Consider the following 21,119-nt stretch of genomic DNA (forward strand, 5'->3'; position numbering starts at 1 on the left):
CCGTACTCGACCGCGAACGGGCGGGTTAGTTTGAGGTGATGAACTTCGAAGATCAGGTCCGCAAGATCGTCATGTCCCTCAAACCCGGCGAAGTCGTGACCTACGGCGAAGTAGCCGCCCAGGCGGGACGGCCGGGCGCAGCACGTGCCGTCGGCAACTACCTCCGCAAGAGCACCGGGCTCCCCTGGTGGCGGGTGGTTGCTTCGTCGGGGCGCCTGGTTCCCGGTCTCGAGGATCGTCACGCGGACCTCCTCGAGAGCGAAGGCGTCGAACTCCGCAACGGAAAGGTCGCCAGAACCCGGTGAGTTCATGGGTCGTTCGGCCATCGAACCACCGACATTCGCCCGTCGATTAGGTTGAGCAACCTCGGCCATACTGATAGTGATTGGAAGGAGCGCCGTGTTGGATCGAGCGATTGTCATCGTGATGGACTCATGTGGTGCCGGCGAGGCACCCGATGCTGTCGAGTACGGCGACGAGGGTTCCGACACACTCGGCCACACTGCGATGGCGGTCGGGGGCCTCGACCTCCCCAATTTCCAGGCGGCCGGCCTCGGGAACTTGCACGGTTCATTGCAGGGCGTTCCGGCGGTCGAACACCCGACGATGGCTTTCGGGCGACTCGCCGAAGCGAGCGCCGGGAAGGACTCCACCACCGGCCATTGGGAAATCGCCGGCGTCATCACAGAAGAGGCAGACGCGACGTTCACGGAGACTGGATTCCCGGAAGACCTGGTAGCGGCCGTCGAGCAGGAGTCCGGGCACCGTTTCTTTGGTAACTTTGCGGCATCCGGCACCGTCATCATCGAGGATCTCGGGCCGCGCCACCTCGAGACCGGCGAGTTGATCCTCTACACCTCGGCCGACTCCGTGTTTCAGATCGCCGCCCACAAAGACGTGGTTCCTCTCGAGGAGCTCTACCGGGTCTGCCGGATTGCCAGGAAACACTGCAACGAGTACCGCATCGGCCGCGTCATCGCCCGCCCGTTCGAAGGAGAGCCGGGGGCGTTCCAACGCACCTATGAACGCCAGGACTTCGCCCTCCCACCGCACGCACCGACGATGCTCGACATTGCCCAGCAGAACGGCGTTCCCACCTTCGGGATCGGAAAGATCGAAGATCTCTTCACCGGTCGAGGCGTCGATCGGGCCGTGCACACCGAGGGCGACCTCGACGGCCTGAACCACACCCTGCGCGCGCTCGAAGAGATGGACGGGGGTCTGATCATGGTCAATCTCGTCGACCTCGACATGGTCTACGGTCACCGTGAAAACCCGGTCGGCTACGCCCAGGGCCTCACCCTGATCGATAGTCATCTCCCCCGGCTCACCGCCGCCCTCGGGCCGAACGATCTCCTGTTCTTCACCGCCGACCACGGCAACGACCCGACAGATGGCAGCACCGACCACACCCGGGAGTACGTGCCGCTGCTCGTATCCGGCCGCCGGGCCGCCGGAGTCGACCTCGGTGCCAGGTCGACCTATGCCGACATCGCCGCCACCGTCTGCGAAGGTTTCGGACTGCCCTCCCCGCCCGCCGGCAGCTCATTCCTCGAGAACATCTCGTGACCGCCGTCGAGCTGATCGAACGGAAACGGGACGGGGGAACGCTCACCGGCAACGAAATCAGATGGCTCATCGAGGCCTACACGCAGGGCACCGTCACCGACTACCAGATGTCGGCGATGCTGATGGCCGTGTTCATCAGGGGCCTCAACCCCGAGGAGCTCACGGTCTGGACCGAGGCAATGCTGACCTCCGGAGACGTCCTCGAACTCTCCGGCATACCGGGACGCAAGATCGACAAACACTCCACCGGTGGAGTGGGCGACAAGATCTCGATCCCGCTCGCCCCGATGGTCGGCGCCTGCGGTGTGAAGATCCCCATGATGAGCGGCCGGGGCCTCGGTCACACCGGCGGTACGCTCGACAAGCTGGAAACCATCCCGGGTTTCACGACCAGCTTCAGTGCCGACGAATTCGAGAAGTTGCTGGCCGAGCACGGTGTGGTGCTCGGCGGCCAGTCGGAGCATCTCGTCCCGGCCGACCGCAAGCTGTATGCGCTCAGGGATGCGACCGGGACCGTTCCCGCCTTGCCCCTGATCGCCTCCTCGATCATGTCGAAGAAGCTGGCGGAAGATCTCGACGGCCTGGTACTCGACGTGAAATTCGGGAGCGGCGCCTTCATGACCGACATAGGCGACGCCCGCCGGCTGGCCGAAACGATGGTCGAGATCGGCAGCCTCCGTGGAACCAGTGTGGTGGCGCTGTTGACGGACATGAGCCAGCCACTCGGTCGGGAAGTGGGCAACGCTTCCGAGATCCGGGAATCCGTTGAGACACTCCGGGGCGAGGGTCCGGCCGACATCACCGAACTCACCTATGCCCTCGGCGCCGAAATGCTGATGATGGGTGAGGCGGCCTCCTCCGCCGAGGAAGCCCGGGCGATGCTCGTCGAATCCGTTTCCTCCGGCCGGGCACTCGACAAGTTCGCCGAGATCATCACCGCTCAGGGTGGAAACGCATCAGTACTCGATGACCTCGACATGCTGCCGATTGCCGACAACGAGGACCTGATCACCGCCGGTGCCGCAGGCTGGGTTCAGCGGTGTGACGCACTCTCAATCGGCGTTGGAGCGATGCGGTTGGGCGCCGGGCGTGAGCGGAAAGAGGACGACATCGACCCCGGTGTCGGAGTCACCATCGAAGCGAGAATCGGCGATCGAGTCGAGCAGGGTGATCTGCTAGGACGGGTTCGCTGGAACGACCCCTACGCGCGCGGTATCGCCGTCCCGCTCATTACTTCCGCCTGGGAACTCTCAGACAATCCGGTCGATTCACCCCAACTCATCGTCGAGCGGATCAGCAGGAACACGTGAACTTCGATTCCATTCAAAGCGCGGCCGACGCCCTCAGAACGCGCAGCGGCGGTCGCCGGCATCGGGTCGCGGCGGTGCTGGGCTCCGGGTTGAGCAGCTATGCCGAACACCTGCCCGGGGCGATCGCCATACCGTATGAAGACATCCCCGGTTTCCCGGTGCCGAGGGTGCAGGGCCACGCCGGCACGGCCTATTCCGTTGAGCTTGATGGAGTTCCCGTCTTGATCCTGGCGGGTCGGGCCCATTTCTACGAAGGACACAGCCTCGAGCAGGTCGTCTTTGCCGTGCGGGCATCTATTGCGGCAGGCGCAACGACCATCATGCTCACGAACGCCAGCGGCGGATGCGGCGACGGGTTCAAGCCCGGCGACCTCGTGCTGCTTCGGGACCACCTCAATCTGACCGGCCAGAACCCGTTGTTCGGGCCGAACGACGACCGCCTCGGTCCACGATTTCCGGATCTGACGGCTGCCTACGACCCGGACCTCCGGGCCACCGCCCATTCGGTGGCCCGCCAAGTCCAGGTCGACCTCCGTGAGGGGGTGTACGCCTGGTTCACGGGACCAAGCTACGAAACACCGGCCGAGGTTCAGATGGCCAGGCGAATGGGGGCCGACATGGTTGGAATGTCGACGGTGCCTGAAACGATTGCGGCTCGGCACATGGGTGCCAGGGTCATCGCCATCTCACTGGTCACCAATCTGGCCGCCGGGATCTCCGGTGTCCCGCTCTCTCACGAAGAGGTACAGGAAACGGCGGAAGCTGCCCGCGATCGATTCACCCGCCTCGTCGATTCGCTCCTACCTCGCCTCGCCTGAAACACACGTTCCGGCAAATTGCCGGTCTCGTCCCGGCAATTGTTAGCATCGGTTCACAAGTCACAAACGCGAAGGAGCGTCGAATGAGAGTCGCCGTCTGCGTCAAGCAGATTCCCGACCCGGCCTCCCCCTACGATCTCGACCCCGATACGCATTTCGTGGTCCGTCCCACCGACCAGGTGCTGGACGACACCGACCGCTACGGCGTCGAGATGGGCCTGCAACTCGCAGAGCAGACGGAGGGGACGGTCACGCTATTTTCAATGGGGCCCAGCGGAAACCTTCAAGGGATCCGCCAGGCACTCGCGATGGGAGCCGATAAGGCAGTGGTCGTCGACGACCCCGCCCTTCGAGGCTCCGACGCTTTGGCCACGGCCAGAGTGCTGGCGGCCGCCATCACCCGCGAAGGATTCGATCTGGTGATCTCCGGCACGGAGTCCACCGACGGGTACGCCGGTATCTTGCCCCAGCAACTCGCCGAGTTGCTCGACGTGCCCGCCCTGACGTTCGCCAAAAAGGTCTCAGTCGAAGGCGAGATGGTTCGGATCGAACGACAGACCCAGACCGGATACGACGAGGTCGAGGCAAGTGCTCCGGTACTCGTGAGTGTCACCGCCGGTGTCGTCGAGCCGCGCTACCCGACTTTCAAGGGGATCATGCAAGCCAAGTCCAAGCCGGTCGATTCGCTGACGACGGCAGATCTCGGCGTCGAGACGGCTTCTCAGCAGAAGATCATGGCTATCCGTCCGGCACCCGAACGCCCCTCCGGCGAAGTCATCGAAGACGACGGCGAGGCTCACCTCAAGATCGTCGCGCTGCTCGAACAGGCAAAGGTGATCTGATATGTCGAGAATCTGGGTCTTTGTAGAAGAAACCGACGAAGGACCTGCGACCGTCGGACTCGAACTCCTGACCAAAGCCAGGAGCCTCGGTGGTGAACTCGCCGCCGTGTACCTCGGCCGGAATTCGGACGAGAACTTCGCAGCCCTTGGGGACCACGGGGCCACCAAGATCTTTCATCTGACACCAGGGGATGCGCTCCCAACTGCGGCCGCCGCAGCAGCCGTCGCCGTTCTGGCGGGCCAGCACTCCCCCGATCTGATCCTGTTCGGCCTCACCTACACCGGCCGTGACGTTGCCGGCCGCCTGAGCGCCCGAATGGGCAAGACGGTGCTGTCGAACGCCACCGACTTTTCGGTCGACGGCGATACGGTGACCGTTACGAACGAGATCTTCGGCGGCATGACGCTGATCGATACCGTTTTCGAGGACGATGCGCCGTATCTGGTGATCGCACGCCCGAAGTCGTTCCCGGCGGAGCCGGCCGGCGGAGGAACCCCCGAGATCGAAGAGGTCTCGTTGCCGGACGTCGGCCATGCGGGCAGCGCAATGGTGACGGCCAGCCACACCGAAACACTCGAAGGGCCGAAGCTCGAGGAGGCCGCCATCGTCGTGGCGGCGGGACGCGGTATCGGCACCGAGGACGGGTTCAAGGTCATCGAAGAGCTTGCCGGCAAGCTCGGCGCCGCCACCGGAGCCACCCGGGCGATCGTCGATGCCGGATGGGTTCCCTATTCCAAGCAGGTCGGCCAGACCGGCAAGACGGTGAAGCCGGACGTCTACATCGCAGCCGGCGTGTCTGGTGCAATGCAGCACCTGGTGGGGATGAAGGATTCGAAGGTCATCATTGCCATCAACAAGGACGAAGAGGCACCGATCTTCGGTATCTCCGACCTCGGGATCGTCGGCGACCTCCACAAAGTACTGCCGAAACTGATCGAAGCACTGGGCAACCGCTAGTCGATGTAGGAGCCGGGCCTTTCAAGCGAAGGTGCCCGGCTCTTCATCCTTCGGCGCTTCTTCCGTCGTCACCCCAGGCGGAAGCCGTGCGGCAATAATTCTCCGAGAGCATGTTGACGGACCTCACCGGAACCCGCCGTCACGAGCACCGTCTCGACGCCGAATTCGGTCATCCGCTGCCTGCATTGCCCGCAGGGATAGGCGTCCTCCACCGATTCGGCGTCGATGCAGGCCACCGCCACCGTGGTCAACCGGCGCGCACCGGACGACACAGCGTGCGCGATCGCGGTCGATTCCGCACAAATCGTCGACCCGTAGGCCGCGTTTTCGACGTTCGCCCCGGCGTATATGGTCCCGTCGTCGGCCACAACAACAGACCCGACCCGGAAGCCGCTGTAGGGGGCGTAGGCCCTCCCAGCAGCCTCACGGGCTCGCTGAGCGAGTTCTGTAGCGGTCATGCGTCCGCCAGCAGCGCGTCGACGAAAGCGCTCGGCTCGAACGGGATCAAATCTTCCACGCCTTCTCCAACACCGATGAACTTGACCGGCACACCGTAGTCCTGTTCGATCGCCACCGTGATGCCGCCTTTTGCAGTGCCGTCGAGCTTCGTGAGCACGATTCCCGTAACACCAACGACATCGGTGAACTGCTTGATTTGTGCCATCCCGTTCTGACCCGTCGTGGCGTCGAGCACGAGCAACACCTCGTCCACCGAACCGGCCTCTCGCTCCAACACCCGGACTATCTTGCCGAGTTCCTGCATGAGGTTGTGCTTCGAGTGCAGTCGACCGGCAGTATCGACGATTACCACGTCCCGATCTCGAGCCCTGCCGGCCTGATATGCGTCGAACGCCACCGCAGCCGGATCAGCTCCCGACTGACCGGAGACGATCTCTACCCCGACCCGCTCGGCCCAGGTTCGTAGCTGGGCGTCTGCGGCAGCACGGAACGTGTCGGCCGCTCCCAGCAGGGCGGAAGATCCGGACGACTGCAAGTGGGCGGCCAGCTTGGCAATGCTGGTCGTCTTTCCGACCCCGTTGACCCCGACCACAACCACAACCGCCGGCGATCCCTCGAGGTGGAGTTCACGATCTTTCCCGCTCAGGATGGCGAGTAGCTCGTCGTGGATCGCCAACCTCGCCTCATCGGCCCCGGACGGACTCGCCAGGCGCACACGGTCTACCACCTGCGTCGTGGCTCGCACTCCGAGATCCGCACCGATGAGCGCTTCCTCTAGACCGGTCCAGAAATCCTCGTCGACCGCCCCCCGGCTGAGTAGACCCTTGAGACGTCCCCCGAGGGCAGTTCTGGTTTTCTCGAGACGCTCGGCCAGCGCACCGGCGGACGGCGTCGCCGGTGCGGCGGTGGAAACTGGCTGCTTCCGCCCGCGCAGGACGCCTACGAGGACCGCAATCGCCACTACGAACACGGCGACAGCCAGGACAATGATCAACACGGGATCCATAGCGGAGGATTCTACGACGCAGGAACGGGTGCTTCCACCAACCGCTTGGCAACGACTTTGGTCGAACCGCCGGGCTCCATGGTCACTCCGTAGAGGATGTTGGCGGCTTCCATGGTTTGCTGCTGATGGGTGACGATCACCAACTGTGCAGTACGGCGGAACTCCTCGACCAACCGCAAGAAGCGCCGCAAGTTGGCGTCGTCGAGGGCGGCTTCCACCTCATCCACTACATAGAACGGGCTGGGCCTCGCCTTGAACACGGCAAACAAGAACGCCAGTGCCGCCAGCGAACGCTCACCGCCGGACAACAACGAGAGCTGGCCAACTTTCTTGCCGAGCGGTTGCGCTTCAATGTCGACCCCGGTTATGAGCAGGTCGTCGGGATCAGTCAGCACGAGCCGGCCGCGGCCGCCGGGGAAGAGAACCGAGAAATGCTGCTCGTAGGCCGCCGCCACCTCGTCGAAGGCGGTCCTGAACAAGCCGACGATCTCCTCGTCGAGCGCAGACATGACCTTGCGGAGCTCATTCCGGCTGCTCTCGAGGTCCTCCAGCTGTTCCTGAAGATGAGCCCTCCGCGCATCGAGCTCCTGATACTCCTCGGCGGCGAGGGGATTGATCGTCCCCATCCGGCGCATCTCGGCCTCGAGCGAGGCGAGCCGTCCGCGGAGGTCCGTGCCCTCGTCCATTTCCGGAGCAGGGGCGGCCAGCGCCTGCTCCTCCGACGCGTCGACGTCTCTTCGCAGACCCTCAGCCACCGACTCGAGGCGAACCTTCAGCTCCGCCGATTCGACGTCGAGTCTCGCTCGCTGATCCTTCTTCGTCGCGATTGAAATACGGACTTCATCGAGACGGCTGCGGGCGCTCGCCAATCGTTCTCCTGCTTGACCGGTGGCCTTCCGGAGTTCGACCTGACGTGTTCTGAGTGTGCTGATGTGCGCCCGCACGACCTCGAGGGACCGACGGGCACTCTCCTCCACCGTCTGCAGTTCCTGAAGTCGCTGCGGATCACCGGGACGGTCCGTGAGATCTTGGAGATCTCCTTGAATCGACCCCAATCGCACCTCGAGCAAGCGGCGCCGCTCCACGATGCCGCCCAGGCCTGCCGCGGCGACCTGACGTACCTCGCGCGCCTCGTCACGGCGATCGGCCACCACTCGCCGTTTAGCGGCCAGTTCATCCCATGCATGCTGGCGCTCGGCCTCTTCTCCCTCGAGGGCACTCAGGCGCGCACGCAACTCGTCAATCCTCGTCTCACGGTCGGCGGCCGACTCCAGCAACATGGAGCGGCGCTCTTCCAGCCGATCGATCTCGTGTTCGGCAGCACTCCGGGTGCGTTCGAGTCGCGCCAGCGCTTCCGTCGCCCCCGCCAGGCTCGTTTCGATGAGCTCGAGGGCCTCGAGGGCGTCCCGTTCAACACCTCGCGCGTGCTCAAAGTCCCGTCGAGCCGAAACATGGCGGCTCTTAGCCCGAGCGAGCAGGCGCTCAGCTTCCTCGAGCGCCACTCTGGCACGCTCGAGCACCGCAGGAGTTGCCCCATCGGGATGGGAAACGCGAATGCCATCGGCCGTGATCAGATCTCCCTCAGGGGTGACAACTCGAACTGCGGGATGCTTCGAGACAACCTGCCATCCCGCAGACCACCCCTCAGCCACGACGACATCCCCGAGGAGGGCGGCGGCCAGCCGGAGATCGGACCGGGCGCCCAACACGTCAACCAGCGTCTCCAACCCGAAGGCTTCCGCCACCGGCCGGGCCGGAAGCTCGCCGCTGGTGAAGCGGGCAGTGACCAGCGGAACTCCGCCGAGACCGTGTGCCTTGAGGTCACCGACCACCTGCTCGATTGCAGTCGGATTCTGCACTGCGAGTGCATCGCTCCACGGGCCGAGCGCGGCGTCGACCGCGGCGGCGAACCGGTCGGGAACGTCCAACACCGTCGCCAGATTGCCCCGCACGCCGGCGGCTGCAAGCGCCCGGTCGCGGGCTTGCGGGTCGGCCAGACCGGCCGCAGCAGCTTCCAGGGCCTCGACCCTGGCGCCGGCGGCCGACTCCCCTACCCGCGCCGATTGAAGGTCGGACTCTGCAGCCTCCCAGATCTCTTGCTGTGTCCGCCGATCCGACCGGGCCGAATCGTGTGCCCGTTGGGCGGCCGTCGCTTGGATGTCGGAACGCTCGATATCAGCCCTAAGTCGATCTGTTTCGATCGACTCGGCCTCGGATTGCCCGTGCAGCGATTCGAGGCGTCGCCCGATCTGATCGGCCTCTCGCTCGTCTCTACCGACCGCGGATTCGAGCGAGCGCAGGTCGCCACGGACTGCCGCCACCGCGCCTTCGGTCGGCATCTGTTCTTGTTCGGCCAGAGACCGCTCTTCGTCTTCGAGATCGCGCAGGGCACGTTCGGCACGCTCCGCCTCGATCCGCGCACGACGTTCCTCTTCGGAGCTCTGCGCCAGATCCGCTTGTATCTGTCGCGCCTCCTCGTGCATATCTCTGCGACGCTCGCCTGCTCCCTGGATGCGCTGAGAGAGGGCTCGATGCCGCTCATGCGCAACCTGGGCGATGCGCTTGAAACGCTCGGCCGCTGTTTCGAGCCGGGCGGCGGAGGCGGTATCTCGCTCCAGCAAGAGACCGGCTTCGCCGGCCGCCAGGGTCAACGGCTCTATCGAAGCAGCCAGCACCGTCTCCTCGTCCGCAGCCTCAGCCAGCAACTGATCGAGTTCGGCGTGTTGACGTGCGACAGCTCCGAGCCGCGCCCGATTGGTACGAAGATCCTCTCCACCCAGATACAGACGCAGTGCCCGAGCCTCATCGCGTACGACCAGATACCGCTCGGCGGCGCGAGCCTGCCGACGAAGAGGGCGGATCTGACGTTCCAGCTCGCCCAGGATGTCTTTGAGGCGGAGCAGATCGGCGTCGGTACTTTCGAGGCGGCGGATGGCCCGGTCCTTCCGCAAGCGATGCTTCAGCACTCCGGCCGCCTCTTCGATCACGGCGCGATGATCTTCGGGTTTGGCGTTGAGGATCTGATCGAGTTGTCCTTGACCAACGATGACATGCTGATGCCGGCCGACGCCGCTGTCCGACAGCAGTTCCTGCACATCGAGCAACCGGACGTCAACGTCGTTGATCTCGTAGTCGGACGAGCCATCACGGTATAGACGACGGGTAATCGATACTTCATCCAGGTCGAGCGGTAGCGACCGGGAGAGGTTATCGAAGGTGAGGGTGACCTCAGCCCGGCCGAGGGCGGGTCGGGTGGCCGTTCCTGCGAAGATGACATCTTCCATCTTCTGCGTCCGCAGCGTTCGCGTCGACTGGGTACCCATCACCCAGGCGATCGCGTCGACGATATTCGACTTTCCGGACCCGTTGGGCCCGACGACTACCGTGACGCCCGGTTCGAGTTCCAGGCGCGTTCGATCCGCGAAAGACTTGAATCCGACGAGTTTGAGCGTTTTGAGATACAAGAACTACACCTTTGTGATTCGGCAGGCTATCACAGTTCGGAATCCGTTCCGGGGTCTTCAAACGCCGGAAAAAGGCGAGTACCGGCCTCATCGCTGGCAGGTCGGACACCAGAAGCTGCTCCTTCCCCCGATCACCGTTCGTTCGATCGCCGTCCCGTCTCGTCGACAGGGTTCTCCGACCCTTCCATAGACCCGTAGACGCTGGAAGTACTCCCCCGCCCGACCATCCGGGAGGAGATAGGCGAGATCGTTGAGGCTCGTTCCACCCCAGCGCAATCCGGCCCGGAGTACCGGCCCGATCGCACCTCTCAAGATGCGTACCTCGTCGACGCTCAAGGTCCCGGCCGGCCGGTCGGGTCGGATGCAGGAACGGTGGAGTACCTCATCCGCATAGATATTCCCGAGTCCGGCCACGAAATATTGATCGAGTAGCAGGGACTTGATGGCGATCACCCGGCCCTCCAACCGGGGAAGCAGACGCCGGAACCGGGGCAGGTCGTTCAACGCGTCGGGACCCAGGTGAGCAAACGATTGACCCTCGAATTCATCCGGAGTGAATACGGCCATGAACCCGAAGGTGCGGGGATCGACGAAGTGCATCTCCTGGTGGCGGTCGGTCTCGACTACCACATGGGTGTGGGGCGAACGTTCTCCGCCCGGGGTCTCGAGGCGGATCCGGCCGGACATTCCCAGGTGGACGACCCAGGTGAAATCGCCTTCGAGGTCGATCATCAAGAACTTACCGTGCCGCCCAACTGAAGCCACGCGGCGGCCGAGGAGCCGATCGTGGAAATCGCGAGGTCGTGGTTGACGGCGAACCACCCTGGGGTGGCCCACCTCAACCGCGACGATTGTCGCTCCTTCGAGCGCCGGCGCAAGCGAACGACGTACGGTCTCAACTTCTGGGAGCTCAGGCATGAGGAGGCTTCTAGTGGTCTGTCTGCTATTTGATGACCGGGGTAGGCAGTGCCACGAACCCTGCCACAGCGGGGATCGTCCGGCAGGAGACCAAGTCACCAAATCCGCGACGGACCACTAGGTTGTCGATTCGCGGTTGTAGCTCTCGCCTTGCAGGCTCGCCAGCGCTTCGTCGGCCGCCGCCTGCTGGGCTTCCTTCTTGGACCGCCCGACCCCCCGCCCGATGACATGTCCATCAACCGCTACCGACGCCGCGAACACCCGGTCGTGGTCGGGGCCATCGCCGCTCATCTCGTAGGTCGGCACCCTGGCCTGAACGGCCAGCACCTCCTGAAGACGGGTCTTGTAATCAAGCAGGCCCGGCCTCGTAGCTTTCTCCCGAATCAACTTTTCCCAATGCCGCAGAACCACGGTCCGCGCCGCCTCGAGACCCCCATCCAGGTAGACGGCAGCCAGCACAGCTTCGAGCGCGTCGGCCAGGATCGACGATTTCTCGCCTCCCCCCGTCGCTGCCTCCCCCCTGCCGAGACGGATATCGGAGCCGAGTTCGATATTCCGGGCGATACGTGCGAGTTCAGACCTGTTCACACAGGCAGCGCGTACTTTGGCCATTTGACCCTCCGGCAGATCCGCAAACTCCCCGAAGAGAAAGTCGGTGACCGCTAGTTGGAGCACGGCATCACCCAGGAACTCGAGTCGTTCGTTGGAGGCCTCTTCAGGGCGTTCGGACTCGAACGAGCGGTGCGTTAGTGCATGGACCAGTAGTCCGGGCGTCCGGAACGAGTGCCCCAGTCGCTGCTCGAGTCCGCTCACGGTTCAAGCCGCTTGGCAACGTGTCCTGCGAGATCCCGATCGGCGCCGGTCGAGGCCATGGCGACGGCATTGGCGATGGCAATGCGCGACGAAGAACCATGGGCAATCACCACCACTCCGTTGGTGCCGAGCAGATGTCCTCCGCCGTATTCTTCGTGATCGACCCGCCTGCGCACTTCCGCCAGGACCGGATCAATCACTGCAAGGTCCTGAGGAGGCAGGTTGATCACTGCGGCCTGGAAGAGTTCGGCGATGAACTGCACCGCACCTTCGGTGGTCTTCAGGAGGATGTTGCCCGTGAAGCCGTCTGTGACGAACACATCGGCCCTATCGGAGGCGAGGTCACGACCCTCGACGTTCCCGATGAAGTTCAGGCTGGTGGCGCGCAATAATTCGAATGCGGCCTTCTCCAAATCCCGACCCTTGCTCTCTTCCTCCCCGATGTTCAGCAGACCCACCCGAGGATTACGCACGCCGAGGTAAAGCTCGGCTACCAGAGAACCCATAACCGCAAACTGCACGAGGTGCTCGGGTTTGCACTCCGGATTCGCTCCGGAGTCCAGGACGACGGTGTGGCTGCCGGGGGTCGGGAAGATCGAAGCCACGGCCGGGCGGAGCACGCCCGGCATTCGGCGGAGAATGACCGCAGCGGCGGCCAGCGTTGCACCGGTCGATCCGGCTGAGACGAGGGCGTCGGCCTCGCCGGCCTTGACCAACCGCGCCGCGACCGCAATCGAACTGTCCGGTTTCTCCCGAATTGCCCTGGCCGGATCTTCATCCATCCCGATTACCTGGGCGGCGGCAACCACCGGAAGCTTTGTCCCGAGCGCGGCCAACCGATCGGCAATGAGCGAGGGTTCGCCGACCAGAATCACGTCGTGGCCTGCGCCGGCAGCAAGAACACCGCCGGCAATGATCTCGTCGGGAGCGCGATCGCCCCCCATCGCATCGAGGGCTACACGGGCCATGTGGGGATGACTATTCGGTGACGGTGATCTCGCGACCGCGGTACGTACCGCAGTTCGGGCAGGCGCGATGAGGCAGCTTGGGGCTGTGGCACTGAGGGCAAGTCGACGTGCCCGTTCGGCTCAGCTTCCATTCGGCTTTCCGGCGCCGCGTCCGAGAGCGCGACATCTTCTTCTTGGGCACCGCCATGGGCGCACTCCTTAGGTGTCCTGAGGGTCCAGCAGCTGCTTCAAGGCAGCAAGTGGGTGATCCGATTCATCAGTATGGCCGGAACACGGATCGCTATTCAAGTCGGTTCCGCACTCAGAGCAAAGTCCTTTGCATTCCGGGCGACATAACGGCGCCAGCGGAATGTCGAGCACGACCTCGTCGCGAACCACCGGTTCGAGGTCGATTGTTCCATCCTCCTCGATGCCACGACCATCCTCATCCGGCACGACCTGGTACACCTGCAAGATCTCAACCGATCGGTCTTCCTCCCATTCCTCGAGGCACCGGTGGCAAACGAGAGAGACACGGAAGGCTCCAGTTCCAGTCGCAACGACGCCGTCCGGCAATGCCGAAACCCGCACCGACACCTCGACGTCGCCGTCGATGCTTCCACTGTCGAGCGAGACCTCCATCGGCCCGGTCATCGAATAGTCGCGATGGTCTCCCGGGCTGAAAGAGCCGACGCCGATCAGAAAGGGAGATCGTTCCTGGCGCATAGACTCGCCGATCACTGCGGCACTTCGGGCGGGGCGGGGCGAACGCGGTGGAACTCTGCCCTGGATTCACGGATCTGCTTGAGCAGGTTGGCAAAGAGAATCTCGAGGTTCTGGAGCCGCTCTTCGGCATCGTCCTCTGCTTCGAGCCGTATCCGTCGCGCATCACCTTCGGCATGTCGCACCAGAGTGTTGGCTTCCTCGACTGCTTCCGCCAGGATGTGCGAATCGCTGACCAGTTCGCGCGCCTGCTCGGAAGCCGCCCTCCGGATCTGTTGGGCCTTCTCCTGCGTACGAGCGATAAAGGCCTCTCGTTCGCGGATCATCCAGCGGGCCGTGCGCAACTCCTCGGGAAGCTCCAGCTTGATTTGCTCGAGCGCCTGAATCATCGCCTCGCGATCCAATCGGACCTGGTCCGAAAGCGGAACCGACTTCGCTGATTCGACACCGTGAATGAGTCCGTCGAGGAGCTCAATCACACCCGCCGAGTCGGGAAGGTCAACGTCTGCACGATCTTCGGGAACTTCGCTCATCTGGACCCCTTCGCATCGAGGGCCTGCTGGACTTCGGCCGGAACTAGCCGGTCGGTCGAGCCCCCCAGTCTTGCCACTTCTTTGACGAGAGACGATGAGATGTAGCCGTGTGACGGATTCGTAGCGACGAAGCACGTCTCGATGCCGGACAGATGGTGATTCATCTGCGCCATCTGAAGTTCGCTGTCGAAATCCGCAACACCGCGCAGTCCCTTGACAATCACGTCGACGTGCCGCCGACCGGCGTACTCGACCAGAAGGCCATCAAAACTCTCGACACTGACCCGGTCGACATCACGAAAGACCTCCTGAAGCAGATGCACCCGCTCCTCGGAACTGAACATCGAGTTCTTGGATGGATTGCCGATGACACCGACCACCACCTCGTCGAAGATGGCGAGCGCACGGCGGATGACATCGACATGCCCGTTCGTCGGCGGATCGAAACTGCCTGGGCAGAGTGCAATGGTCACGGCATATTCCTCTCATATCGCCAGAGACGGGTGCCTCCATAACGGCGCTCATCGACCTTCACTAGGCCTGGCGGTGCTTCCGGCGGTTGTTCGCCATCGGGTCGGTGGAGAACGACCGAGCCGCCGACCGCGACCTTGTCCACGATGAGCTTCAGTATCTCATGTACTGAAGCTAGTTCCAGTGCATACGGAGGGTCAACGAACACGAGATCGAATGGCCCGTCTGTTGCTGCCAGGAACCTGCCGACGTCGGTGGCGACAACCGAGCCTCCGAGCGCGAGCATGTCCACGTTCTCACGGAGGCATTTCAAGGCAGCCTGCCCTTGTTCGACGAAGACCGCAGAAGCTGCCCCTCTGCTCAGTGCCTCCAGGCCAAGCGAGCCGGAACCTGCGTAGAGGTCGAGCACCCGGCTGGCTGGGATCCTGGTCCCCAGCGACGAGAACAGCGCTTCTCTGGCGCGATCCATCATCGGTCTGGTCGACATGCCGGCCGGACTACGAAGCCGCCTGCCTCTCGCGCGCCCGCCGATGATCCTCATGAGACGAACAGCCAGTCAACGGCATCGCCGAGTAGCTCCCGAATCTCGTCCTTGATATCTGGATGGCCGGTGAGCTCCGGATCGCCGGCGACCAGATCGAAGGCCTCGCGCCTGGCCGAGATCAGCGTGTCGGTGTCTCGCAGGATGTCGGCGAGGCGGAGGTCCGCCAGACCGGATTGGCGGGTCCCGAACACGGTTCCCTGACCACGAATACGAAGGTCCTCTTCGGCCAGTCTGAAACCGTCGTTCGTCGCCACCATCGCTGCAATGCGCGCCTCGCCTTCTTCGGTGGTCGGATCAGTGACCAGGATGCACGCAGAAGCGTGCGCTCCTCGACCGACCCGGCCGCGCAGCTGGTGGAGTTGGCTGAGGCCGAACCGATCGGCGTCTTGAATCACCATCAAAGTAGCGTTAGGGATGTCGATTCCGACCTCGATCACGGTTGTCGCCACCAGGATGTCGATCATCCCTTGACGGAACGATCGCATTACCGCCTCCTTGTCCCTGGGTGGCATCTGGCCGTGCAAAAGCCCCAGGCGCAGGTTAGGAAACACCCCGCCGAGACGTTCAAACTCCGCAGTCGCCGAGGCGGCCTCGATCTTCACACTGTCCTCGACGAGTGGACACACATAGAACACCTGTCGACCGGCAGCCACTTGCTCGTGCACCTCTTCATACACCGTGGCCAGAGCCGCCGGGTTGACCGCCCGCGTCGCGACCGGAGTCCGACCGGGTGGCATCTCTTCGAGCACGGAGACGTCGAGATCCCCATACAGAGTCATCGACAAGGTGCGTGGAATCGGTGTAGCCGTCATGATCAACAAGTCCGGATCGACCTCGATTGCCTTCTCTTTCAAGAGAACGCGCTGGTGCACACCGAAGCGATGCTGCTCGTCGACGACCGCCAGGCCGAGCCGGTCGAAATGGACGCCTTCCTGGATCAGAGCGTGGGTTCCGACGACAACGTCGATGCGGCCGGCCGCGATCCAGCCAATGACGTCGTCACGCTTGGTCGTTCCCCGCGGCCGGAAGTTGACCTCGGCGTGGTTGGCGGTGAGCAAAGCCACGGACACCTGGTGAGCGCCGGGTGCCTCGGTGAATAGAGATTCCATTCCGAGGTCGGTCCGGCCCGAACTCGACGGCGTCATCCCGGCTGTCTCGATCAGGCCGGCGATCCCAAGGAAGTGCTGCTCCGCCAGGACCTCGGTCGGTGCCATGACCGCAGTCTGATATCCGCTTCCGACCGCGGTCAGCAGCGCGAACACGGCCACGAGTGTCTTCCCCGATCCGACCTCGCCCTGGAGAAGCCGGTGCATGGGATGCGGGGCAGCCAGGTCGCTGAGTATGTCGGATATCGCCTCGATCTGGGCATTAGTGGGCGGAAACGGAAGGGTTCGAGTGAACGCCGATGACATGGGGTTTGCTTCCGCACCGACCAGGCGAACTCCGGGAGAATCGGCGCCGGTTCCCACCAGCAGGTCGCGGATCTCCGGCGGGTAGATACCCTTCGTCTCGGCCGGTTCCGTCATCATTGCCATCGTCCGGACGAGCTCACGGCTCGCGTCGGCCAAACGCTCCGGCGACTCGAGCAGCGCGGCCAGGTCCTTCCCGATCTTGCGTACCGCTTCTGCATCCTTCCGCTCGTTGCCCGCGATCGCCAGCAGATCCTCCGCCAGGTCGGGCACCTGATCTGCGAGGGCCTCGATCCTGGCCGCGTCCTCGATTTCACCGGACGCAGAGGTGAGCAGTGTGGCGACGTTGCCTCCGAGCGAAGCGATGATTTCCTCGCCGGTGCCGGCCGGGAGATCGCCCCGTGCCAGCCATTCGAGCTTCATGCGGGTGGCAACGAGCGAGAGGTACCGCCGCACCAGGTGAGGATTGACCCTGTGGCTGAAGCCCTGGGCCTGGTCGATCATCCGCCGTTTGTTCAACGCCAGCGCAACCTCGAGCCTGAACAATTCGTCGAAGACGAGCCGGCGGCGGGCCGCCGGGATGTCGGTCATCGAGTCGGGAAAGTGCATGTCGGCTATTGCCCGGTCCCGCTCCAACAGACCCAGTCGCGTGACGAGCTCACCGGGGAGCGGATCGAGCACAGGGCGCGATCGCAGAAGCGCATTGTGAATAGCCCGCCGCATGTGACCCGGCCCCACCTCACCGACGGATGAGTGGATCGGGACAACGCGTCCGGTGACCAATGATTCGAGATCGCCGGACAGGACGTCGACGGCCGGACTGTTCATCTGCCGCCTGCCTTTGCGGGTTTCCAGTTTCCCGCTGACCGCCACTTCGGTCCCCTCCGTGAGTTGCCTGGCTCGGAACGCCTGGTTGAACCAGACGCAGCGCAAGCTCCCCGACTCGTCGGCGATGTCTGCCTCAACGATCGTCAGGTTGCGACGCGGGCGCCGCAAAGACACCTTGGTTACGCGTCCCATCACAGTCACCTCTTCGCCGGACGGGAGGCTGGCAATCGGCGCAACGGTGCTCCGATCGAGATAGCGGCGAGGGGTGTGAAGGATGAGGTCGGTCACCGAGGTGATATCCGCCTTGCGCAGGGCTTGACCACGCTTCCCCGTCAGGCCTTTGACCTGCTCGATGGGGACTGTGTTCAGATAGGCAAGGCTCCGACCGCTCACTCCACTGAGAGATAGTAGGGGTAGAGCGGTTGATCACCGGCGACTACCTCGAACTCGGTTTCGGGACGCTGGTCGGTGATCCAGCGAGCGGCAGCCTCGGTGACCTCTTCGGTCGCTCCTTCTCCGGTTATGAGCGTCACCAATTCGCGTTCGGGATCGACCAGGTGCTCGAGCAAGGCCAGCAGTGATGCTTCGAGCGACACGGATGCCGAGGTGATCTCGCCATCGGCCAACCCGAACCAATCCCCTCGCCGGATCGGCCCGAAATCGACCACGGCATCGCGGACCGCCCGGGTGACCTCGCCGGTGATGATCGACTCGGCGGCCTCGCGCATCTCCTCGATCAGGAGTTCGACTTCGGCGGCGTGCGGCATGAACGCCACCATCGCCGCCAATCCCTGCGGGACGGACCGGGTCGGGATTACGTACACGCGTTTTGTGCTGTGGGCATCGACCTGATCGGCCACAGGAATGATGTTCTTGTTGTTCGGAAGCAGTATCACGGTGGCAGCATGCAGCGACTCGACGACCTCGAGCAGGTCGGATGTCGAAGGATTCATCGTCTGCCCACCTCGGACGATGCCGGACGCTCCGGCAGAGCGGAACAACTCAACGATGCCATCTCCCGCCGCCACCGGCACCACGCCGATGGGGGCGTTGAAGAACTCGGCGATCGGTTCGAAGCCCGCCAAAAAGGCGTGTTCGCCGGCCTGCTCGACGAGGTCGGTCACCCGTATGTCACGAACGCGGCCGGCATCTATGCCGGCCTGGATTGCAGGTCCGATGTGATCGGTATGAATGTGGCAGTTGTACATCCCATCGCCTCCCACCACCACGATCGAATCTCCGATCTCCCCCCACCGGTTGCGAAGATCATCGGCGGAGTCGCACTCCAAGAAGAACATGACCTCGTAGCGGGGCCCTGACTCGATCTGATCGGCTTCACCGGTCGTGAGCGCTTCGACAAACAACCGATCCGGGAAGATGACCTCCTCGCCGGTGACTTCTTCGAGGAATGCGCCGATCAGAAGCAGAAACCCGGCTCCACCGGCGTCGACGACGCCGGCCTGCTTGAGGACCGGGAGGAGTTCGGGTGTCTCTTCGAGGGCATGTTCGGCGCGTTCATAGACTCGGCTGAGCAGAGTTCCTAGTGGTCTGTCTGCTATTTGATGACCGGGGTAGGCAGTGCCACGAACCCTGCCACAGCGGGGATCGTCCGGCAGGAGACCAAGTCACCAAATCCGCGACGGACCACTAGATCCTCCCCGACCGTGGTTCCCGCCTCTGCTGCGGATTCGGCAGCGGCCCGCAACACGGTCAGGATCGTTCCCTCCACCGGACGCAGCACGGCTTGATAGGCGGCCGCTGAAGCGATGTCGAGAGCTTCGATGAGATCGGCCGTCCCGACCTCTGACAGAGAACGAAACGTATCGGACAAGCCCCGCAGTATCTGCGACAGGATTACCCCGCTGTTGCCGCGGGCGCCCATCAACGACCCGTGGGCGATCGCCTCAGTTATCTCTGCCATGGTCTCGGCGTCGCCAAATGCCTCGATCACCGCGCCGACGGTCAGCGCCATATTCGTGCCGGTATCGCCATCGGGCACCGGGTACACGTTGAGCCGATTGAGGGCATCACGATGTTCACCGAGCCGTTGGTGATACCGTTCGATGATCCGTTTGAGGCGCCCGGCACTGAGCCGCATAGATGATCTTCCTCGGATCGGGTCGGCCGAGTATACGGATTTCAGCCCAACTGCTCCGGTGCTAAGCTTCGGCGCCGTTCCCCAAAGGTTTATCGATGTCCTATCGCTGCGAAGTCTGTAACAAAGAACCGAGCTTTGGCAAGAAGGTTTCCTTCTCGCACAAGCGCTCGAACCGTCGCTGGACGCCCAATATCCAGCGTGTCCGGGTGAAGCATGGTTCCAATACCAGGCGAGTGCGCGTCTGCACCTCCTGTCTCAAAGCCGGCAAGGTCGAAAAGGCCTAGACGGCTGTGATTCAGGGCGTCGTCAAAACGTACGACACCGGCACTCAGACGGGCGTCGTCATTCTCGATCCGGGTCACGACGAGGTCTTCCTTCGCCCCGGTTCGCTGGAGGGCAGCATGTTTCGTTTCCTCCGTCAGGGCCAACGCATCACCTTCGAACTCCTCGAAGAAAACGACCAGAGCTTCGTGACGAACGTTCGCATCGGCCACGACGGATATTGAGCGAGTCGCGAGTCGCGAGTCGCTAGTCGCGGGTTGCTCAGCGGCGCAGCTTGCGGGCTCGCTTGGCCATCATCTTGTAGACGCGGTCGTATGAAGGGGGTGGGCCCTTCTGAACCGTCTTCCCGTCGACCAATACGCAGTCTGACTGCCCGCACTCGATCATTGCCGACTGCTCGCTCGTATCGATGCTCTCGAACACGACGTCATCACCAAGGGCGGCGGCAGCCCTCTTGGCCCGCTCGTAGACTATGTTGCTCGCCGGGCACCAACCGTTGACGAACGCCGTGACCGCCACCTTGCCTTTGACCCGTGTCGGCTTGGGGCCTTCTTCGATCCAATGCGGGGCTGTCGCCTCCTCCATGAATGGCTTCCACATCAGCGCGCGTATGCCGATCCGGTCGACCCGGCGATAGCCGTGCTTCTTGAACCACCCGGCTTTCATCCAAAACGGAAGCACGACACCCCAGGCCACGATCCCCTTCGCCCCTAACTCCCGGGTGTCACGTTCGGCAGCCGCCAGTAGCGCCGAGCCCACCCCCCGGCCCTGTCGATTGCCCACCCCGCCCTTGTAGCCGTGCACCCAGACGCACATGATCATGTAGAGATCGATGCCAACGGCCGGTGAGTGCTCGATTGGCAGGTACTGAATCATTCCGACCGGCCGGCCGTCATCGCCCAGCGCCAGTTTGACCCGCAGTCCGCGGTCCCGCATGAGGCGATACCAGCGAGCTTTGTGATCCCCTGCCTCCGCCATCTCGTCGGACCAGTCCTCCAGGCAGACCAGGTAGGACTTCTCGTACTGATCGGACAGATCCACGATGTCCATCTGAGCTTCCCGCATAGTCAGAACCTACACGTCGGGTGTGAATGCGGCCCGCTCAGATGGACGGCGAAGCCGATGTG

General features: G+C 63.5%; 23 protein-coding genes. 8 read left to right on the forward strand and 15 right to left on the reverse strand.

Annotated features, from left to right (window positions below):
- Window positions 1-38: 38 nt before the first annotated feature.
- The 6 genes from P1T08_01110 to P1T08_01135 all read left to right on the forward strand — a co-directional run bounded on the left by P1T08_01110 (window position 39) and on the right by P1T08_01135 (window position 5,497).
- Window positions 39-305, forward strand: coding sequence for an MGMT family protein (locus tag P1T08_01110; protein MDF1594683.1), 267 nt, complete (start codon window positions 39-41; stop codon window positions 303-305).
- A 94-nt stretch (window positions 306-399) separates the two neighbouring features.
- Window positions 400-1,569 (forward strand): phosphopentomutase, encoded by a 1,170-nt coding sequence (locus tag P1T08_01115; GenBank protein MDF1594684.1) that lies wholly within the window; start codon window positions 400-402, stop codon window positions 1,567-1,569.
- Window positions 1,566-2,879 (forward strand): thymidine phosphorylase, encoded by a 1,314-nt coding sequence (locus P1T08_01120; GenBank protein ID MDF1594685.1) that lies wholly within the window; start codon window positions 1,566-1,568, stop codon window positions 2,877-2,879. The genes P1T08_01115 and P1T08_01120 overlap by 4 nt, the downstream gene beginning before the upstream one ends.
- Window positions 2,876-3,697: a purine-nucleoside phosphorylase gene (locus tag P1T08_01125; protein MDF1594686.1), complete on the forward strand. Its 822-nt coding sequence runs from the start codon at window positions 2,876-2,878 to the stop codon at window positions 3,695-3,697. The genes P1T08_01120 and P1T08_01125 overlap by 4 nt, the downstream gene beginning before the upstream one ends.
- A gap of 83 nt (window positions 3,698-3,780) precedes the next feature.
- On the forward strand, window positions 3,781-4,539 hold the full coding sequence (locus tag P1T08_01130) for an electron transfer flavoprotein subunit beta/FixA family protein (GenBank protein MDF1594687.1): 759 nt from the start codon (window positions 3,781-3,783) through the stop codon (window positions 4,537-4,539).
- A gap of 1 nt (window position 4,540) precedes the next feature.
- Window positions 4,541-5,497 carry an electron transfer flavoprotein subunit alpha/FixB family protein gene (locus P1T08_01135; protein MDF1594688.1) on the forward strand — a complete coding sequence of 319 codons (957 nt, stop codon included), beginning with the start codon at window positions 4,541-4,543 and terminating at the stop codon, window positions 5,495-5,497.
- Window positions 5,498-5,565: 68 nt separating this feature from the next.
- Here P1T08_01135 and P1T08_01140 read toward each other — a convergent pair whose 3' ends face one another.
- The 14 genes from P1T08_01140 to P1T08_01205 all read right to left on the reverse strand — a co-directional run bounded on the left by P1T08_01140 (window position 5,566) and on the right by P1T08_01205 (window position 19,710).
- Window positions 5,566-5,955 carry a cytidine deaminase gene (locus P1T08_01140; GenBank protein ID MDF1594689.1) on the reverse strand — a complete coding sequence of 130 codons (390 nt, stop codon included), beginning with the start codon at window positions 5,953-5,955 and terminating at the stop codon, window positions 5,566-5,568.
- Window positions 5,952-6,962, reverse strand: a complete 1,011-nt coding sequence (gene ftsY, locus P1T08_01145) for a signal recognition particle-docking protein FtsY (protein ID MDF1594690.1) — start codon at window positions 6,960-6,962, stop codon at window positions 5,952-5,954. The genes P1T08_01140 and ftsY overlap by 4 nt, the downstream gene beginning before the upstream one ends.
- A gap of 11 nt (window positions 6,963-6,973) precedes the next feature.
- Window positions 6,974-10,426 carry a chromosome segregation protein SMC gene (gene smc, locus P1T08_01150; GenBank protein MDF1594691.1) on the reverse strand — a complete coding sequence of 1,151 codons (3,453 nt, stop codon included), beginning with the start codon at window positions 10,424-10,426 and terminating at the stop codon, window positions 6,974-6,976.
- 87 nt (window positions 10,427-10,513) lie between these two features.
- Window positions 10,514-11,344 (reverse strand): bifunctional DNA-formamidopyrimidine glycosylase/DNA-(apurinic or apyrimidinic site) lyase, encoded by an 831-nt coding sequence (gene mutM, locus P1T08_01155; GenBank protein MDF1594692.1) that lies wholly within the window; start codon window positions 11,342-11,344, stop codon window positions 10,514-10,516.
- A 117-nt stretch (window positions 11,345-11,461) separates the two neighbouring features.
- Window positions 11,462-12,157: a ribonuclease III gene (gene rnc / locus P1T08_01160; GenBank protein MDF1594693.1), complete on the reverse strand. Its 696-nt coding sequence runs from the start codon at window positions 12,155-12,157 to the stop codon at window positions 11,462-11,464.
- Window positions 12,154-13,125, reverse strand: coding sequence for a phosphate acyltransferase PlsX (plsX, locus tag P1T08_01165; GenBank protein MDF1594694.1), 972 nt, complete (start codon window positions 13,123-13,125; stop codon window positions 12,154-12,156). Before plsX ends, rnc begins: the two co-directional genes overlap by 4 nt.
- A 10-nt stretch (window positions 13,126-13,135) precedes the next feature.
- The gene (gene rpmF / locus P1T08_01170) at window positions 13,136-13,312 is read right to left on the reverse strand and encodes a 50S ribosomal protein L32 (protein ID MDF1594695.1); all 177 of its coding nucleotides are present in this window, start codon (window positions 13,310-13,312) and stop codon (window positions 13,136-13,138) included.
- An 11-nt stretch (window positions 13,313-13,323) separates the two neighbouring features.
- Window positions 13,324-13,830: a YceD family protein gene (locus P1T08_01175; GenBank protein ID MDF1594696.1), complete on the reverse strand. Its 507-nt coding sequence runs from the start codon at window positions 13,828-13,830 to the stop codon at window positions 13,324-13,326.
- An 11-nt stretch (window positions 13,831-13,841) separates the two neighbouring features.
- Window positions 13,842-14,360, reverse strand: coding sequence for a hypothetical protein (locus P1T08_01180; protein ID MDF1594697.1), 519 nt, complete (start codon window positions 14,358-14,360; stop codon window positions 13,842-13,844).
- Window positions 14,357-14,833, reverse strand: coding sequence for a pantetheine-phosphate adenylyltransferase (gene coaD / locus P1T08_01185; GenBank protein ID MDF1594698.1), 477 nt, complete (start codon window positions 14,831-14,833; stop codon window positions 14,357-14,359). The genes P1T08_01180 and coaD overlap by 4 nt, the downstream gene beginning before the upstream one ends.
- Complete coding sequence (gene rsmD, locus P1T08_01190) at window positions 14,830-15,372, reverse strand: 16S rRNA (guanine(966)-N(2))-methyltransferase RsmD (GenBank protein ID MDF1594699.1); 543 nt, start codon at window positions 15,370-15,372, stop codon at window positions 14,830-14,832. Before rsmD ends, coaD begins: the two co-directional genes overlap by 4 nt.
- Complete coding sequence (locus P1T08_01195; GenBank protein ID MDF1594700.1) at window positions 15,369-18,005, reverse strand: ATP-dependent DNA helicase RecG; 2,637 nt, start codon at window positions 18,003-18,005, stop codon at window positions 15,369-15,371. The genes rsmD and P1T08_01195 overlap by 4 nt, the downstream gene beginning before the upstream one ends.
- Entirely contained in the window at window positions 18,002-18,976 is a 975-nt protein-coding gene (locus P1T08_01200; protein ID MDF1594701.1) for a hypothetical protein, read from the reverse strand. The genes P1T08_01195 and P1T08_01200 overlap by 4 nt, the downstream gene beginning before the upstream one ends.
- 191 nt (window positions 18,977-19,167) lie before the next feature.
- Window positions 19,168-19,710 (reverse strand): DAK2 domain-containing protein, encoded by a 543-nt coding sequence (locus P1T08_01205; GenBank protein ID MDF1594702.1) that lies wholly within the window; start codon window positions 19,708-19,710, stop codon window positions 19,168-19,170.
- Window positions 19,711-19,805: 95 nt separating this feature from the next.
- Between P1T08_01205 and rpmB the strand changes: the two genes are divergently transcribed.
- Both rpmB and P1T08_01215 read left to right on the forward strand, forming a co-directional pair.
- Entirely contained in the window at window positions 19,806-19,994 is a 189-nt protein-coding gene (gene rpmB, locus P1T08_01210; GenBank protein ID MDF1594703.1) for a 50S ribosomal protein L28, read from the forward strand.
- 6 nt (window positions 19,995-20,000) lie between these two features.
- Window positions 20,001-20,216, forward strand: coding sequence for a cold shock domain-containing protein (locus tag P1T08_01215; GenBank protein MDF1594704.1), 216 nt, complete (start codon window positions 20,001-20,003; stop codon window positions 20,214-20,216).
- 37 nt (window positions 20,217-20,253) lie between these two features.
- On the opposite strand, the gene P1T08_01220 is transcribed toward P1T08_01215, so the two are convergent.
- Window positions 20,254-21,057, reverse strand: a complete 804-nt coding sequence (locus P1T08_01220; GenBank protein ID MDF1594705.1) for a GNAT family N-acetyltransferase — start codon at window positions 21,055-21,057, stop codon at window positions 20,254-20,256.
- Window positions 21,058-21,119: the final 62 nt, after the last annotated feature.

Source organism: Acidimicrobiia bacterium, from assembly GCA_029210695.1.
In the GTDB taxonomy this organism is placed as follows: Bacteria; Actinomycetota; Acidimicrobiia; order Spongiisociales; family JAHEDJ01; genus JAHEDJ01.

Bases quoted from the DNA above. Each gene is read 5' to 3' on its own strand.
- P1T08_01110 (MDF1594683.1), top strand. From the start codon at position 39: ATGAACTTCGAAGATCAGGTCCGCAAGATCGTCATGTCCCTCAAACCC.
- P1T08_01130 (MDF1594687.1), top strand. From the start codon at position 3,781: ATGAGAGTCGCCGTCTGCGTCAAGCAGATTCCCGACCCGGCCTCCCCC.
- P1T08_01135 (MDF1594688.1), top strand. From the start codon at position 4,541: ATGTCGAGAATCTGGGTCTTTGTAGAAGAAACCGACGAAGGACCTGCG.
- P1T08_01140 (MDF1594689.1), bottom strand. From the start codon at position 5,955: ATGACCGCTACAGAACTCGCTCAGCGAGCCCGTGAGGCTGCTGGGAGG.
- ftsY (MDF1594690.1), bottom strand. From the start codon at position 6,962: ATGGATCCCGTGTTGATCATTGTCCTGGCTGTCGCCGTGTTCGTAGTG.
- mutM (MDF1594692.1), bottom strand. From the start codon at position 11,344: ATGCCTGAGCTCCCAGAAGTTGAGACCGTACGTCGTTCGCTTGCGCCG.
- plsX (MDF1594694.1), bottom strand. From the start codon at position 13,125: ATGGCCCGTGTAGCCCTCGATGCGATGGGGGGCGATCGCGCTCCCGAC.
- rpmF (MDF1594695.1), bottom strand. From the start codon at position 13,312: ATGGCGGTGCCCAAGAAGAAGATGTCGCGCTCTCGGACGCGGCGCCGG.
- P1T08_01175 (MDF1594696.1), bottom strand. From the start codon at position 13,830: ATGCGCCAGGAACGATCTCCCTTTCTGATCGGCGTCGGCTCTTTCAGC.
- P1T08_01180 (MDF1594697.1), bottom strand. From the start codon at position 14,360: ATGAGCGAAGTTCCCGAAGATCGTGCAGACGTTGACCTTCCCGACTCG.
- rsmD (MDF1594699.1), bottom strand. From the start codon at position 15,372: ATGAGGATCATCGGCGGGCGCGCGAGAGGCAGGCGGCTTCGTAGTCCG.
- P1T08_01205 (MDF1594702.1), bottom strand. From the start codon at position 19,710: ATGCGGCTCAGTGCCGGGCGCCTCAAACGGATCATCGAACGGTATCAC.
- rpmB (MDF1594703.1), top strand. From the start codon at position 19,806: ATGTCCTATCGCTGCGAAGTCTGTAACAAAGAACCGAGCTTTGGCAAG.
- P1T08_01220 (MDF1594705.1), bottom strand. From the start codon at position 21,057: ATGCGGGAAGCTCAGATGGACATCGTGGATCTGTCCGATCAGTACGAG.